Source organism: Scytonema hofmannii PCC 7110 (assembly GCF_000346485.2).
Taxonomy (GTDB): Bacteria; Cyanobacteriota; Cyanobacteriia; order Cyanobacteriales; family Nostocaceae; genus Scytonema; species Scytonema hofmannii.
The window spans coordinates 4,711,452-4,726,219 of the sequence record NZ_KQ976354.1 but is presented as its reverse complement, the minus strand read 5'-3'; the positions used below and the strand labels follow the sequence as shown (position 1 = coordinate 4,726,219).

At 40.8% G+C, this 14,768-nt stretch carries 14 protein-coding genes and 1 pseudogene; 9 read left to right on the top strand and 6 right to left on the bottom strand.

Annotation, left to right across the window (positions count from 1 at the left end; translation table 11 throughout):
- The first annotated feature begins 48 nt into the window (after positions 1-48).
- From WA1_RS19685 to WA1_RS19650, 8 genes and pseudogenes are all read left to right on the top strand, one after another.
- Positions 49-648: a hypothetical protein gene (locus WA1_RS19685; RefSeq protein WP_017741841.1), complete on the top strand. Its 600-nt coding sequence runs from the start codon at positions 49-51 to the stop codon at positions 646-648.
- Positions 649-1,376: 728 nt separating this feature from the next.
- Positions 1,377-2,002: pseudogene (locus tag WA1_RS61745) on the top strand (IS607 family transposase).
- A gap of 56 nt (positions 2,003-2,058) precedes the next feature.
- Positions 2,059-3,750, top strand: a complete 1,692-nt coding sequence (locus WA1_RS19675) for an IS200/IS605 family accessory protein TnpB-related protein (RefSeq protein WP_017741843.1) — start codon at positions 2,059-2,061, stop codon at positions 3,748-3,750.
- A gap of 42 nt (positions 3,751-3,792) precedes the next feature.
- Positions 3,793-3,999, top strand: coding sequence for a type II toxin-antitoxin system Phd/YefM family antitoxin (locus WA1_RS19670; protein WP_017741844.1), 207 nt, complete (start codon positions 3,793-3,795; stop codon positions 3,997-3,999).
- A gap of 25 nt (positions 4,000-4,024) precedes the next feature.
- The gene (locus WA1_RS19665; protein ID WP_017741845.1) at positions 4,025-4,417 is read left to right on the top strand and encodes a hypothetical protein; all 393 of its coding nucleotides are present in this window, start codon (positions 4,025-4,027) and stop codon (positions 4,415-4,417) included.
- 15 nt (positions 4,418-4,432) lie between these two features.
- Positions 4,433-4,777: a hypothetical protein gene (locus WA1_RS19660; protein WP_017741846.1), complete on the top strand. Its 345-nt coding sequence runs from the start codon at positions 4,433-4,435 to the stop codon at positions 4,775-4,777.
- Positions 4,778-4,917: 140 nt separating this feature from the next.
- Positions 4,918-5,265: a hypothetical protein gene (locus tag WA1_RS19655; RefSeq protein WP_017741848.1), complete on the top strand. Its 348-nt coding sequence runs from the start codon at positions 4,918-4,920 to the stop codon at positions 5,263-5,265.
- 375 nt (positions 5,266-5,640) lie between these two features.
- On the top strand, positions 5,641-8,796 hold the full coding sequence (locus tag WA1_RS19650; RefSeq protein ID WP_017741849.1) for a plasmid replication protein, CyRepA1 family: 3,156 nt from the start codon (positions 5,641-5,643) through the stop codon (positions 8,794-8,796).
- A gap of 254 nt (positions 8,797-9,050) precedes the next feature.
- Here WA1_RS19650 and WA1_RS52955 read toward each other — a convergent pair whose 3' ends face one another.
- Positions 9,051-9,431, bottom strand: coding sequence for a type II toxin-antitoxin system PemK/MazF family toxin (locus WA1_RS52955; RefSeq protein ID WP_017741850.1), 381 nt, complete (start codon positions 9,429-9,431; stop codon positions 9,051-9,053).
- Positions 9,428-9,721 carry a DUF2281 domain-containing protein gene (locus WA1_RS19640; protein WP_017741851.1) on the bottom strand — a complete coding sequence of 98 codons (294 nt, stop codon included), beginning with the start codon at positions 9,719-9,721 and terminating at the stop codon, positions 9,428-9,430. Before WA1_RS19640 ends, WA1_RS52955 begins: the two co-directional genes overlap by 4 nt.
- A gap of 421 nt (positions 9,722-10,142) precedes the next feature.
- On the opposite strand from WA1_RS19640, the gene WA1_RS19635 reads away from it, so the two are divergent.
- On the top strand, positions 10,143-11,159 hold the full coding sequence (locus WA1_RS19635; protein ID WP_017741852.1) for a 2-hydroxyacid dehydrogenase: 1,017 nt from the start codon (positions 10,143-10,145) through the stop codon (positions 11,157-11,159).
- Between the two features lie 418 nt (positions 11,160-11,577).
- On the opposite strand, the gene WA1_RS19630 is transcribed toward WA1_RS19635, so the two are convergent.
- The 4 genes from WA1_RS19630 to pgl form a co-directional block, all read right to left on the bottom strand.
- Positions 11,578-12,321, bottom strand: coding sequence for a M50 family metallopeptidase (locus WA1_RS19630; protein ID WP_017741853.1), 744 nt, complete (start codon positions 12,319-12,321; stop codon positions 11,578-11,580).
- 143 nt (positions 12,322-12,464) lie between these two features.
- Positions 12,465-12,770, bottom strand: a complete 306-nt coding sequence (locus tag WA1_RS19625) for an FHA domain-containing protein (protein WP_017741854.1) — start codon at positions 12,768-12,770, stop codon at positions 12,465-12,467.
- Between the two features lie 34 nt (positions 12,771-12,804).
- Positions 12,805-13,749 carry an FHA domain-containing protein gene (locus WA1_RS19620; protein ID WP_017741855.1) on the bottom strand — a complete coding sequence of 315 codons (945 nt, stop codon included), beginning with the start codon at positions 13,747-13,749 and terminating at the stop codon, positions 12,805-12,807.
- A 170-nt stretch (positions 13,750-13,919) separates the two neighbouring features.
- Positions 13,920-14,645 (bottom strand): 6-phosphogluconolactonase, encoded by a 726-nt coding sequence (gene pgl / locus WA1_RS19615; protein ID WP_017741856.1) that lies wholly within the window; start codon positions 14,643-14,645, stop codon positions 13,920-13,922.
- Between the last annotated feature and the right edge of the window lie 123 nt (positions 14,646-14,768).

Sequence of the window (14,768 nt, the reverse complement as noted above, 5' to 3'; positions counted from 1 at the left end):
ATGAACGCAGATAAAACTGTACTTCATTCTGATAAGCGTTGTTAATGTATGCCTTACAACAAATTTGACCTTCAAACTCTTGTTGCTGATTTTAATTTAGAGTTGTCAGAAAATACTAGATTATTTCCCAATGTAGAGTTGGCTGAACCTAGTGAGTTACTGCTAACTCTTCTAGAAGAAAATTTACCCTTGGCAACGGCTATTAATACTGAGAAGGCACGTGGTGAGTTAATTATTTTTCCAGTGTTATTAGAAGTTAAACGTAAGATGAATTATCAAATATCCATCTTTTCTGGAAAAGAATTTGCTGTTGAGCCAGAACGTGGGTTAAATGGCAATCCTGATTTTTTGATTAGTAAGAGTCGCGAGCAATTTTTTATTCGTGCTCCAGTCATGACGCTTGTGGAAGCAAAAAACCAAGATATTAACAGTGGCTTAGGTCAATGTGGTGCAGAAATGGTTGCAGCACAAATATACAATGCTAAGAATAACCAATTCATTAATGCTATTTATGGTTGTGTGACTACAGGTGTATTGTGGAGATTTTTATGTTTAGAAAATCAGGGTTTGTCTATTGATAAAGTGGAAATTCCGCTTGAACCGCTAGAGCGATTGCTAGGAATTTTTTTGCAAATTGTCAATAGATAAACCTACAGATAATAACTACTTGTATTTGCGGCGGTAGTAACCTTTAACATATTTTCCATTTTTGCGTTTGTGACTTTTAACGTATCTCCTTTCAATTAAACTATCAAGATATTTTCGGTGTTGCGCTTGGACAAAATCATCGAAATACAAAAAAGCAATGAAAATACTTATCATTGAAATGAAAAAAATTAGAATATTGTCAATATCTTTATTGACCAAATATACAGTTGCTACGAGTATATTTCCCTGCATTAATTTAATTACCCATTAACCTTGGTTTGCTACGATGGAAGTGCTGATTAAAAGAGATATTAATCGTTAATTTCCTTCTTTATTTATGTTTGTATCAGTTACTGAGTGCTAAAAAAACAGAGGAAACACTGAAAAAAAGTGCTGTTACTATTTCATCTTAAGTCTCAAGTTGTGCTTAATAATATAGCAGTACTACGTATAATGACTATATACAAATAGTAAATCTTATGGTTATTAAAAGCATTCTTCTGTAATGTCACTGTTTTCTAAGGGAGCAGAGATGATGAATGGAGTAATTCTCTAAGCGTTCAAGTTATGATGTATTTGAAAAACATACAGCATGAGGAATTGTTGCATCATGTCTAATCAGACAACCTTGACTGATGCCAGTACTAAGCTAGCTGAACTGTGCGATCGGGTGAGTTCCACTGCGAAAATTCTATGTTAATCTAGGTAAAGTTGCGTAAATTCACACGATGCCGAAGATTTCCATACAAGATGCCAGTGACCTGTTAGGTGTACACCCCGACACTTTGAGCTATGTGGGAGGAAGAAGGCAAAATCGTTGCAGAACGTACCAGTGGCGGACATAGACGGTATGATGTTGCTAAGCTTCTGGGTACAACTGAGCGTGAAGGAAAAACAATTTGTTATGCATTCGTTGAGCACGCGCCCACAGAAGGAAGATTTACAACGTCAAGGACTTGTACTTGCCGTCTTTCTGCGAAAGACAAGGTTGGAAGCACGAAATAATTACCGATATAGGTTCAGGAATTAACTACAATAAACGTGGTTTATCGAAGTTGGTGAAGCTACTTCTAGAGAAGTGAAGTACGGCGACTGATTGTTACACATAAAGACCGCTTATTAAGGTTTGGAGCCGAGCTAATTTTTTCTTTATGCGAACAGTTAAACGTTGAAGTCATAATCATCAACCACGATGTTAACGCCTCACCCGAATAAGAGTTAGTGCAAGACGTTTTGGAAGTCAACAAGCGTGTTTTCTGCCCGATTGTATGGGCTGAGAAGTCATCAAAATAAGTCTTTGATTGAGGAATTGGATAAAAGTGCTAAGAAAATCTCAGCAAACAAACGGAATTGAGTTAGAATCTTGTGTATAATACTGATAAGCTAAATAATTTAAGGAGGTGATAAAACTTGTCCGTCGTAACTATCCAAACAACAGCATTCAACACTAATCAAAATAGAACGGCGTTAGATTACCTAGAAGAATACGGGATAATTTTCGGACAAGCTACCCGAACAGCATTTGCGCTACGAAATCGAATTGGTAAGACAACAACCAAAGAATCTGGGTTAGAAAAGACTATTTGCAAGGAGCTTGAAAAGCGGTTTGGTATTTCCAACTCAGAAGCTAAAAACGCTTACAATAAAGCGGCGTCTACTTATAGTTCTCAAGTAGAGTTAGTAGACCTATACATAGAGGACAACTACGACCGCATCAAAGAGATTCGACAGACTATTAAGAAATTAGAATTTAAGCTAAGCAAAGCTGTTGTGTCTGGACATGAATCAACCGCTAAAAGGTTGAAAAGAAAGATTCACTTCAAGCAACAGAAAATTAACAAGCTTGAGGCTAAAATCCTCCGTCTAAAAGAGTCGAAAACTACAGGACATTTTACCGTAACTTTTGGATCGTCCAGGTTATTTGAAAAGCAGTACAGGTTAAAAGAAAACGGTTACAAAAATAAAAAAGAATGGCTGGAGGACTGGCGTGCAGAGCGGTCTAATCGTTCTTTCTTTATAGGCTCAAAGAACTTTGCATCAGGAAATCAGTTAGTTAGATATAATGCTATATCGCAGACATTAACTATAACTGTTACCCCGGAGTTAAGAGCAAAGTACGGTGATGCCGTTACCCTGCATAATATTAGTTTTGCCTACGGTCAAGAGTGGTTGCTGACTGCAATAGAACCAGTTAAACACACCTCTACCCGTAAAGGTAATGATGGGGAGAAGAAAGCGGCTTCTAGGAACGGTAGCAAGCAGCCAGTCACCTATGAAATAGTTAACAAAGATGGGGAGTTTTATGTTAATGCAACCCTCGAAACAGTTGACCCAGTAACCCAAACATTTTTAGAAAATGGTGCGCTGGGAATTGACTTTAATCCTAATAGTATTGATTGGAGCGTAATAGACCGGCATGGGAACTTGAAGCGCCACGGATCTATTAAAATCAATGTTCAGGATAAGCGCTCAGCGCAAACAAAAGACATTATTGGAAAAGCCGTATCCGAAGTAGTCAGAATTGCATTGAGATGCGGCGTACCCGTAGTTATTGAGAATTTAGATTTTGCCCAAAAGAAAGCATCTATGAAAGAAAAAAGTGCAAAATATGCGCGGATGCTTTCTAATATGGCATACAGTCAGTTTACCCAGATGATTGAATCTAGATGTGTCAAATCTGGGGTAGAACTGATTAAAGTTGAAGCTGCTTACACCAGTGTTATTGGTGTGACGAAATACATGGCAATTTATGGTTTGAATTCTGGGTGTGCCGCAGCGTTGGTAATAGCGCGGCGCGGTCAGAATCGAACTGAAAGATTACCCAAACACCTTGATTCTTACTTTAAAAAGCCAGAGGACAAATTGAAGTCGGGAGCTTGGAAGAAGGTAGCTAGGAAGATTGATATTTGTGGCGCTTTTAAACGTCATAAATTTTATTCTCCTGGTATCAAACAGGTAAAGACTAACTGTCTTTTGCACGGCACGCTACGGCAAACAAAGACCTCTAGGAGGTTTGATACTGTGCAGGTTTTAGTGACCCCTCATATCCGTAAAAAGCCTTGCGCTATCGGCATCCCTGTCCTTAAGGGCTTAAATCCTTAAGTTTGCCCAGGTTTAGAGTAGCGCGTCATTGCCGAGCGTGATGTGGTGATTATTAATCGGCAAGAAGGCGAAAGCGTTGCCCTAATTGCTGTTGAAGAATTAAACAGTTTGCTAGAAACAGCTTATTTACTTCGCTCGCCTAAAAATGCCGATCGCTTGCTAACTGCGTTGCAAAGAGCGAGAGCCAGAACTTTCAAACCACAAACAATCAATGAACTACATCAGGAGTTAGGTATTGGTGAAGGATGAGACGTAGATACTGAGGGCTAAATTATTGAATCAACAACCAGATTATCAAGTAGAGAAAACAGCTTTAATTAAGGAACTAAGCCTACTCGGTATCAAGCATACTCCTGAAAAAATTGTGCGGATTGCTCGGCAACCAGATGGCAAAATAGTCTTTTTGGAAGAGGGAAATACTGAAGCAGGACTGCAGCATATACTTGAAAACCATTTTGACCAATTTACTGATGTGGGAATTGAACCACATCAAATACCTGATGCTGTAATCGCGGCGGTAACACAAGGTAGAATTGTTGGCTATCAGGGGAGAAAGAAAACTCGTCTTATTTATGAAGTGAGCTTTAATAGCAAAATTCATTACATAGCAGTAACTATCAGCAATAATGGTTATATAGTAGGTGCAAACCCTAGAACTTCCCCATAATTTGGTAAAGCAACTATGGCAGAAAAAATTAAACTCATGGCTGATTATGGATGCTACCCACTGTGGTGGGTAGATTCTGAGAAAGTTGGCGACATCGATCCAGCAACACTACCGCTTAGTCAAGAAACTATTAGTCGTTTGGAGAAGTGGGCAGAAGTTTACGACGCAAAGTTGAATTGGGATGATCCAGCCTCATCTAGTTTCCTAAGTAATGATGCAAAAGATGCTTTTGAGGAAGAAGGAATTAGCTTGTGGAAGCAACTGCAAAAAGAACTTGCATCTACTTATGAAGTTATTTATTTTAGCGAAAAACTACGCAAAGTGATTATTCATTGGAGTGAATTGGAAGCTGTAGCTTAATTTGGTTGATATGGTAAATAAGGAAGAGTATGAAGTAAGTTTTAATGGACAAACACAGTACATTGCAGTGAGTGTGAGTAATAATGGTTATATAGTCGGAGCCAATCCAGCTTCATTACCCTAATTCAACCAGAACATCTATGGCAATAAAGATTAAACTAATGGCTGACTATGGATGCGATCCTTTGTGGTGGGCAGATGCAGATAAAGTTGGTAACATAGATACAGCAAAACTGTCTTTAAGTCAAGAAACGATTAACCGCTTGCATAAATGGGCAAAGGCTTATAATGCAACATTAAATTGGTCTGATCCAATTGACTCACCAGGTTTCCCTAGTGCAGAGGCTGAAGCAGCTTTTGACGAAGAAGGAATCAGTCTGTGGAAGCAACTGCAAAAAGAACTCGCGCCTAACTATGAAGTCGTCTACTTTAGCGAAAAACTAAGTAAAGTCATGACCCATCTCAGTGAATTGGAAGTTGTGGCTTAGTAGCAAGACTATATTGAGACTTAACAATTTAGCACGATATGTACGAAAGAACCGAAAATACTGAGCGTCAGAAACCCGGTATCTCCAAGATACCGGGTTTCTTTGTCTCACGAATAATTTAGGAATAGGAATGCTACGTATTCGAGTTATAGTGTTTTTACTAATATATATTTTTTATAACGTTATAAATATAACAATACATAATTATTGTTTTACTTATACAGAAGACGAGAATAACTTCTTAATCATTAACCGATGTATCTTCTACTTCCCTGAGTACAAAAGTGTCACACAACTTTTACATTTCCTACCTATAAAAATCAGAGGATGCGTGTTAAGGTTTTAAGTCCATCGTCCTCTGTTACTACCTGACCAATGTACTCGCACGACTTACACAACCAACACCTTGAAGAATTAGTTAACGGTAGTGGTATAAACTCAGACATTGTTAAATTGAATTTTAAATCTCTTCAAGGCAACACTGCTTATGAATATTTGTTAATTTCCGAACATTTACCCCGCACGAACACCGGAATGGTTAAGAGTGGCTGGTTGCAGCGTTACGAACACGTTGCAAATGGCGGCTGGTGGTGTTCGGGTCTCGATCCATTGAATCACTGGAAAGCTATGGAGTGGGGATGCTTTAAGCCAAACCAACCCCGCATGAATGAAAATTTCAAATCTATCAAGTACGAGCATCCTCCCAGTACGCCAACACGAATTTTTTGTCTGCGAGTCCCACTTTACATTTGGCAGCAAATTTCTCAACGTTACAATGTGGCTATACCTGAGGAGATCGTCCTTCAACCTAATGGTGAAGCAGAAGGTTTTTGGTCGTGGGTGATGGAACGCAATGTACCCGTAATTATTTGTGAAGGGGTCAAGAAAGCAGCAGCACTATTAACACAAGGATTTGCAGCGATAGGTATTCCCGGAATTACTAATGGTTATCGTGTTGTCAGAGATGAGTTTGGTAATGTTGTCAGTCGCCAGCTTATTCCCGATTTAGGCGCATTCACCATTACTAAGCGGACATTTTATATTTGCTTTGATTTTGAAACTCAACCAAAGAAAATCGTAGCTATAAATAACGCTATTTCTCAAATAGGATTTTTATTCCAACAAAAAAATTGCCCCGTTCAAGTCGTTGAACTTCCTGGAATGGAGAAAGGCGTAGATGATTTTCTTGTTGGCAAAGGCGCTAGTGCTTTTGAATCCGTTTATCGCCAAAGCATTGATTTAGAAGTCTATCTTGCTCATACTAAACCCCATACTGAATTAACTCTTCCAGCTGCACTCACCATCAACCGTCCTTACTTGGGAGAAATACCTTTTCCAACTTCTGGATTAGTTGGAGTTAAGTCAGCAAAAGGAACGGGAAAAACCACAGCACTTCAATCGGTTGTAGAGCGAGCAAAAAGTCAAAATCAACCCGTCTTATTAATGACTCATAGGATTCAACTCGGACGATTTTTATGTGAAAAAATCGGTATTCAATGGGGACTTTGTAAAGAGGAGGGGATGAGGGGGAGAGAGGGTAAGGGGGGGATTTATCAACCACACTCCCCTACCCCCTACTCCTGTACGGGCGCAAGGCATTGCGCCCCTACTCCCCACTCCCTCGGATTATGCATTGATTCTATTTGGAGACTGAATCCTGAAGATTGGCAAGGTGCGATCGTTATTTTGGATGAAGTCGAACAATCATTATGGCATCTACTCAATAGCAGTACTTGTAAAGATAAACGAGTCAAAATTTTAAAAATATTTCAGGAATTAATTTCAACTGTATTAAAAACAGGGGGATTAATTATAGCCCAAGATGCTGACTTATCAGACGTTTCCTTAGAATATTTACAGGGATTGGCAGGAATTAAGGTAGTCCCTTGGATTGCAATTAATAAATGGAAACCACAGCAAGGTTGGGATACCACTTTTTATGATTCTCCCAATCCCACTCCTTTGATTCATCAACTTGAATTAGATTTAATGACAGGGTATAAATGTTATGTAACTACTGATAGTCGTTCCGGACGTTATAGTTGTGAAACAATTGAACGTTACCTAAAAGAACGTTTGGCAAGATTGCAACACAAATTTCCCAATAGTCTAGTTGTTAGCAGCCATACAACTAACACACCCGGTCATGCAGCTGTTGATTTTGTTGCGTCCATTAATCAAAAAGTGACTGCCTATGACACCGTTTTTGTCACTCCAAGTTTGGGTACGGGAATTAGTATTGATGTGCAACATTTTGATAGAGTTTATGGTATTTTTCAAGGAGTTGTTCCTGATTTTGATGCACGACAAGCATTAGCAAGAGTCCGCGATAATATACCCCGTTTTATTTGGTGTGCTAAGCGAGGAATTGGTTTAATTGGAAGTGGTAGCACAAATTATCGATCGCTTTCCTGTTGGTATCAGGACAATCAAAAAGAAAATTTAGCTTTGCTAAGTCCATTACATAAAATTGATATAGATTTACCTTTAGTTTACGATCCCATCCATTTACGAACTTGGTCAAAGCTAGCTGCAAGAGTTAATGCTTCTATCATCTTTTTCCGCCAATCAATGAAAGAAGGGTTGATTGCAGATGGTCATCCAGTTTCGCTGCGGAGCAATGATACGCAAAAGAATATTATTCGAGATTTACGCTTTGCCTTTTTGGCAACCGATCCCAAGGATTTAGCAACTCGGAAAAGATTAGTTTTAGAAATTGTAAAAGTACAGAAAGATTGGTCGCAAAGCCGGAAAAATACACAAGAAATCGATTGTAAAATTCGAGAAATTAAGCGACAGAATCAATTGACATTGGCAACGGCTGTAGCTAATGCACGAGATATTGATTACTTGGAATACGACCAACTTCTGACCAAACATTCTTTAACTAATGAGGAACGTCACAAAATCAACAAATATGTCCTTAGGCAAAGGTATGGTATTGAAGTGACTCCAGAATTGAAGCTACGGGATGATAAAGGGTATTACTGTCAATTACTTTCTCACTACTACCTCACCCATGAAAGCGAGTACTTTCATCTCAAAGATAAGCAAGAGTTCCATCAGCAATTATCTTGGGGTAATGGTAAAGTCTTTTTACCGGATTTAAAGAATTACACCCTGAAAATAGAAGCATTACGAGCCTTGGGAATGCTTAAATTTCTTCAGTCAGAACGCAAGTTTACTGAAAATGATGCTGATTTGATATTGTTGAAAAATATTTCACTTCAATGTAGCAAACACATTCGCAGAACTCTGGGAATTAATATTGAGATGGGAAAAAAGAGTGTTTCAGCAATCAGAATACTGGAGAGGTTATTGAAGTTGTTGGGCTTAAAGCTCAAGCGTATCGATAATGAGGTTTATCAAATAAATTTAGAAACACTCTATGATGAGAGGCAAAAAATATTTACAGTATGGCATCAGCGAGATGAATTGATGTTGTTAAATATCAGTGGAGTCAAAGAGGAAATGTCCAATACGTCTTTGAATGGAAAGTTCGAGCCTACACCAGCAAGTTACATGATATGAAAGCTCAGCGGTTGCATAATTTGAGGTGCGATAAACCGGAGGCTGAACGGAAGACAGCCGTATCGCGTTTGTAGGAATCTGACAAAATTTGTGAAATTGATTTTTTTGAAACACAGATGAACACAAATGAATTTGTATCCTCATTCAGTTGTAACCCGCTATAGTTTGTAGTAGCGCTGTCTTTGAAGACAGCGCTCCTATGAGACAGATACGAAATTTTACTTTTATTCTGCATCTTTTTTTTGCTGATTTACTTACAATTCAGGACTAATAATGCGTTGAAGTCCAATTAAGATAGGCTCATATTGGTCAGGTGTTAAACTCCCGCGATAAGCAACAATCCGGTTAACATCTATAACCCTTACCTGATCTAACAAAGCAATAGATGGTGTTCTTAACTGCGCCATTCCTATTGGAAAACGTGGATATAAATGGGGAGAAGATAATGCCCATAACTGTCCCTTATCTGTAGTCATTGGAACTACTATCACCAACGAGAACCGGGGTATTCCTATGCGATTTGGAAAACCTACCACAATAGAGGGTCGGTAGCCTTGTTGTTCACGACCTTGAGGATTGTGTTCGGGAAAGCGTGCTGTAACAATGTCACCAAATTCTAAAGAAGTAGTTGTCATTCCCTAACGATGACTACCCCCTCTCCTGGAATGTATTTAACAGGTAACCCCTCCTCTAGTTCTCCTGGTTGCCAATCATAAGATTCATAGCTACCCAAATTAGATAAATCATTATCTAGCCATTCAACATCAGATTTTTCTCGCGTGTCATTGCTAGCTGTAGATAAAGAAATTTCTTGATTATTGACCTTTCGGTACTCCAAAAAATCAACAAAATCCAGAACCTCCTGAAGTGTATTTTCTGGAAATTGTTCTAGTTTTTTAAAAATTTTTGCTTTTAGTGAATCCATTTTAAGTTACCATCTTTGCTTAATAGTGAAATACTTCTTTGCTAAAATTATATCACTTTAGGTGAAAATAATTGGTTGTATTTATCCAGCAGTTGTAGCAAGTAATCGAAGCCGTCAACACCGATAACTTGAATTCAGCAGGTGATTGCAACGAGACCATTTAAGTACTTAAATCCTCAGTCAAATCTAAAGCGCGGTGGCGCGTGGCGTCACCACTACTTTTTGTACGTATTCGCATCAATTGAGGAGTGACTTGCACACAGCAATCGATAACCCGCAACTTGGGTTATTAGAGCACGAGCCGCCTACAAAAGCTACCTCATTTTTTTTAAGATTCCTTCAAGGAATACAGCACAATACGTAATCCGTCACAAGCTATCATGTACTGGAAAGTAACCCAGCATAAGGCTTGAAGTTTTTTATGAAAGTAGCAGTCTTCAGTACAAAAGCCTACGATCGCCAGTTTTTAGAAGCTGCAAATCCCCAAAATCAACATGAATTGGTTTTCTTTGAACCACGTCTTGACCGAGATACAGCAATCTTAGCAACCGGATTTCCTGCTGTTTGCGTATTTGTACACGATCGCGCTGACGCCCCAACTTTAGAACTTCTTGCTTCACAAGGAACCCGCTTGATTGCACTCCGTTGTGCGGGTTTTAATAACGTGGACTTAAAAGCCGCCGCCGAGTTGGGTATAACTGTTGTCCGCGTTCCAGCTTATTCGCCCTATGCAGTAGCAGAACACACCGTTGGATTAATATTAAGCCTCAATCGTAAGATTCATCGCGCTCATAGTCGTGTTAGGGAAGGAAATTTCTCGATTGAAGGGCTTTTGGGATTCGATCTGAACGGGCGGACGGTAGGAATTATTGGTACTGGAAAAATAGGTCAAATTGTGGGACAGATTTTAAAAGGATTTGGCTGTCACCTTCTGACTTACGATGTTTACCGCAATCCAGCAGTTGAAAAATTAGGAGCTAAATATGTAGAACTATCAGAGTTGTTTGCTAATTCTGATATCATTACCTTGCACTGCCCTTTAACACCTCAAACTCATCATTTGATTAATACCGAAGCCATACAGCAGATGAAGCAAGGAATAATGCTCATCAACACGAGTAGGGGAGCTTTAATTGATACTACAGCAGTAATTGAAGGATTAAAGTCTGGTAAGATTAAGTATCTCGGTATTGATGTTTACGAGCAGGAATCTGACTTGTTTTTCGAGGATTTGTCAGAAAAAATTATCCAAGATGACATTTTTCAACGCTTAATAACCTTTCCAAATGTCTTGATTACCGGACATCAAGCTTTCTTTACAGAAGAAGCATTGCGTAATATTTCGGAGACAACTGTAGCTAATATATCTGATTTTGAGCAAGGTCGCCCTTGTCAAAATGAAATAGCTGCTCAACAAAAAGTTGCAGCTAAGGTTTAGATGGCAGTTTTTTACTCTAGGGACGTTATGTGTAACGTCTCGACGTGATTCGTGGCGATATATGTGATTCATTAAGACAGTGTAGGCTGGGTTGAGCGATAGCGAAACCCAACAACTCGATTTTATGTTGGGTTTCAGGAAACCCTACGATTCGATTCTATAGTAGTCCGTGTAGGAGTTACAACCCCTCTTCCTTGTCTCCCGTGTCCCCCTTGTTTAGATCTCAAATAAGATTGCTATACTGTGAACGGCTAACAACTGTTCTTTTTCAAAATGGTTTCACCGCCTATGTAGGGGCGCAAGGCCGCCGCGCCCCTACGAATGCTTGACAATTGTCGGAAAGTCATCTTCTAAACCGTTTTTGGTATATATGTTGGGTTTCGTTCCTCAACCCAACCTACAAAGGGGTATTAATTATTTACCTTGAACGATACGCTATACGAAGACTTTGTACCAAAATAACGAGAGATGCGATCGCCATCAACCCACCCCAAAACCAGTAGGGTAAAAGCAACTGCTGCTGTATTTGTGCTGAATCAGAAAGTAAACCGGGACCAGCAGAAGCACTGAACAAATAATTCAGTTGATGGTAAGTACTTACACAAGCTTGTACGCCAAGAAATTGAATGACAAACCCCTGTACCCAATGAGGAGCTTTCAAGGCAATACCAAGAATAATTAAACCTAAAAGGGGAATTGCCACAATTCCAAACAGCGATCGCACCCATATAGCTGTTGAGAGGAGCAAAAAACCCCCTAAAATCTTCAAACTAAGATTTGCAGTTTTAAAAGTGCGGGAAGCGAGAATTAGGGCTGCACCTGCAATTGGGGGTCCCATTGGTCCTGCGGCTGCAACCAAAGCGCGACCAATTGGTCCTAAGTATAAAGCTCCACTGTGATATGCGACACCAGAGCCATCAGGAAAAACCTGTAACTGCTGAAAGTTTCCTCCTAAGAGAAGCGCCGTTATACCATGACCCATTTCATGAAACCAAGTTGCCAAGATAGAAAATGGGTATAAAATGTAATCTCCTCTGGGAACCTGCCACAGCACAATAGTGGCTGCAGCAGCTGCAATTAACCAAGTAAATCCCATGCGGTCAATTGCTTGTGGTGCCTCTTTAGCAAGCAGGGGTTCAAAATCTTTCCCAAAGTTGCTCATGGGTTTGTCTTCCTAATCGTATGACCAGATAATGCATTTGGTCGCAGTTGCACATCCATCCTAACTGTTGTTTGTGCTGAACCGCTGTACCACAATTCATAATTCATAATTCATAAATTTAATTACAAATTACGAATTACGAATTACGAATTATTGAGGCGGATTTGGATTTGAGGACCGGAACGAGCAAGGCGAAAGATGACTCCATCACTAACCGCTACTTGGTGAATCCGTTCTCCATCCACATAAGTGCCATTTGCACCTACGCTGACAATTTCCCAGCCCTTATCTACCCGTCTTACCTCAACGTGATGGCGGGAAACCACGGCACTGTAGAGAACAACATGATTATCCGTCGCCCGTCCGATGCGGATGATGGGTTCATCTTCAAAAGTCCAACTTTGAGCCGGGAGAGATTGCAATGAATGTAACAGGATGAGTTTAATCACACAAGCACGCGTGTTGTGTTAGAAATAAAATCGGCTAAGAGATTTGGAACAGGAATGTCACTAAGTCTCCTTTACCTAAACTGATGCGATCGCCAGGTCGCAAGCGGTGGCGGTTCCCTGGCAATAGGGGTAAATTATTAACGTAAGTGCCGTTAGAACTGCCGACATCTTCCATATAATAAGCATCTCCCTCAATACGAAGATCAGCATGAATTCGCGAGACAATCTCTGAATTTGGAAATCCTGAGACATCTATATCCGGTGGAATGCGATCGTTCGGCTTGCCTATGTGTACAACAGAGAGATTGAGCGGTAACTCAATATCCCGATCGCTTTGGACGTGGATGAGGCGTGCGGTAACTTGCTGTAATTGAGTCCTGGAAGCAGGTGGTACAGCCACTGGAGTAGGAGGTGGCGGCGCGGGGGTGGGTATTGGTGCGGGTACTGGCTCTGGAGGGGGTGGTGTTACAGTGGGTGCGGGGGCTGCTACCACTGGTGGAGGCGCTACTGGTTGCGCTGCAGCAGTGATTGGCTCGGGTTCTGGTGCTGCAACTGGTTCTGGACTAACAGGAGGCGGTGGTGCAGCAATAGTTGGTGGCTCGCTGTTCTGGGCTTCGGTGAATTGTGGATCGGGAACCGAAACAGCTGTTGGTGTGAAAGGTGAAGAGTTAGACGCGTTGTTGTTGGCAGAACCATTCACCGTCACGGGCTGTGGCGGTACTAGCGGATCGGGTACAACCAAGGGTGGCGGTTCTGAAATGTCAGGAGCGACAGTGACTGCAACAGCGGTAGGCGCAATAGCAGCAGCAGGAGCAGCCGCACGCAGGTTATAGCCACATTGACCGCAAAAAGACGCATCTGCCTGTACGGTTGCCCCACAGTTGGGACAGTTAGTGGTTGCTGGTAAAGGGGTGTAGCAAGCTTCACACTGGACAGCGCCGTCTGGGTTTGGGTGATTGCAATTTGGGCAGACGATCATGGAGTTAAGCCTTTAGTTGAAGTTCAATCGTAAAATATAGTGCCGACAAGCAGAGGGGCTACTCTAGCTTCCGATTTTAACAAGTACCTTCTTAAAGTATTCAGTGGGTCGTATAAAGTATGAAGTCCAAATCATGGTTCCTTCATACTTTGTACTTCATCCTTTATACTTCATCCTTTGTTCAGGTCACTACCTGCGGCTGCATCTAACAACCACAAAAGTTCTCCTTTAGGTTGAATAAGGCGGGTTGGGTAGGCGAGGTCATCTGCAGTTGGAGCAAAGACTTGAGCCAGGGCTGGTTTTTTATTAGCACCAGTAGCTAAAAACATAACGCAACGAGCAGCGTTAATGAAGGGGTATGTAAAGGTGAGACGTTGGTTGTCGTCTTTGTTACCTACAGTAATCAGCTTGTCCTTTACTTTTAATGCTGCCGTGTGGGGAAACAAAGAAGCCGTGTGTGCATCATCTCCCATGCCCAATAAAACAACATCCAAAGAAGGAAACTCTCCGGGTGAAGAGTGAAAAAATTCTTGCAGATGCTTTTCGTACTTGGCTGCTGCCATTGCGGGATCTGCTTCATCTGTTGGCATGGAGTGAATATTAGCCGTCGGAATCTCGACACGATCTAACCAGGCATTACGTGCCATGAGTTGATTGCTATCTGGATGATCGGGCGGAACGTAACGTTCATCTCCCCAAAACACGTGAATTTTATCCCAAGGCAGGTTTTGTGACGCGATTGCCTCGTACAATGGTTTGGGTGTACTACCTCCAGCAAGGGCAATAGTAAATCGTCCCTGCTCTGCAATAGCAGTTTCCATCTTAGATATTATCAATTCTAACGCTTGCGAAACCAGGGCAGCTCGATCCGTTAGAACTTCAACTTTTTTGCTCATCGCTCTCTCATAACACTAGCCACTTCCAGCATTACAATAGCGAAATTCTGACAATTTCCCTTTTTCCCTTTTAAAACTTTTAACATCATCTTTGGTTGGGGAGTGGGGATTAGGGAGTGGGGA

Coding starts and splice junctions, on each gene's coding strand:
- WA1_RS19685 (WP_017741841.1), top strand. CDS start 49: ATGCCTTACAACAAATTTGACCTTCAAACTCTTGTTGCTGATTTTAAT.
- WA1_RS19660 (WP_017741846.1), top strand. CDS start 4,433: ATGGCAGAAAAAATTAAACTCATGGCTGATTATGGATGCTACCCACTG.
- WA1_RS19655 (WP_017741848.1), top strand. CDS start 4,918: ATGGCAATAAAGATTAAACTAATGGCTGACTATGGATGCGATCCTTTG.
- WA1_RS19650 (WP_017741849.1), top strand. CDS start 5,641: ATGTACTCGCACGACTTACACAACCAACACCTTGAAGAATTAGTTAAC.
- WA1_RS52955 (WP_017741850.1), bottom strand. CDS start 9,431: ATGACAACTACTTCTTTAGAATTTGGTGACATTGTTACAGCACGCTTT.
- WA1_RS19640 (WP_017741851.1), bottom strand. CDS start 9,721: ATGGATTCACTAAAAGCAAAAATTTTTAAAAAACTAGAACAATTTCCA.
- WA1_RS19635 (WP_017741852.1), top strand. CDS start 10,143: ATGAAAGTAGCAGTCTTCAGTACAAAAGCCTACGATCGCCAGTTTTTA.
- WA1_RS19630 (WP_017741853.1), bottom strand. CDS start 12,321: ATGAGCAACTTTGGGAAAGATTTTGAACCCCTGCTTGCTAAAGAGGCA.
- WA1_RS19620 (WP_017741855.1), bottom strand. CDS start 13,749: ATGATCGTCTGCCCAAATTGCAATCACCCAAACCCAGACGGCGCTGTC.
- pgl (WP_017741856.1), bottom strand. CDS start 14,645: ATGAGCAAAAAAGTTGAAGTTCTAACGGATCGAGCTGCCCTGGTTTCG.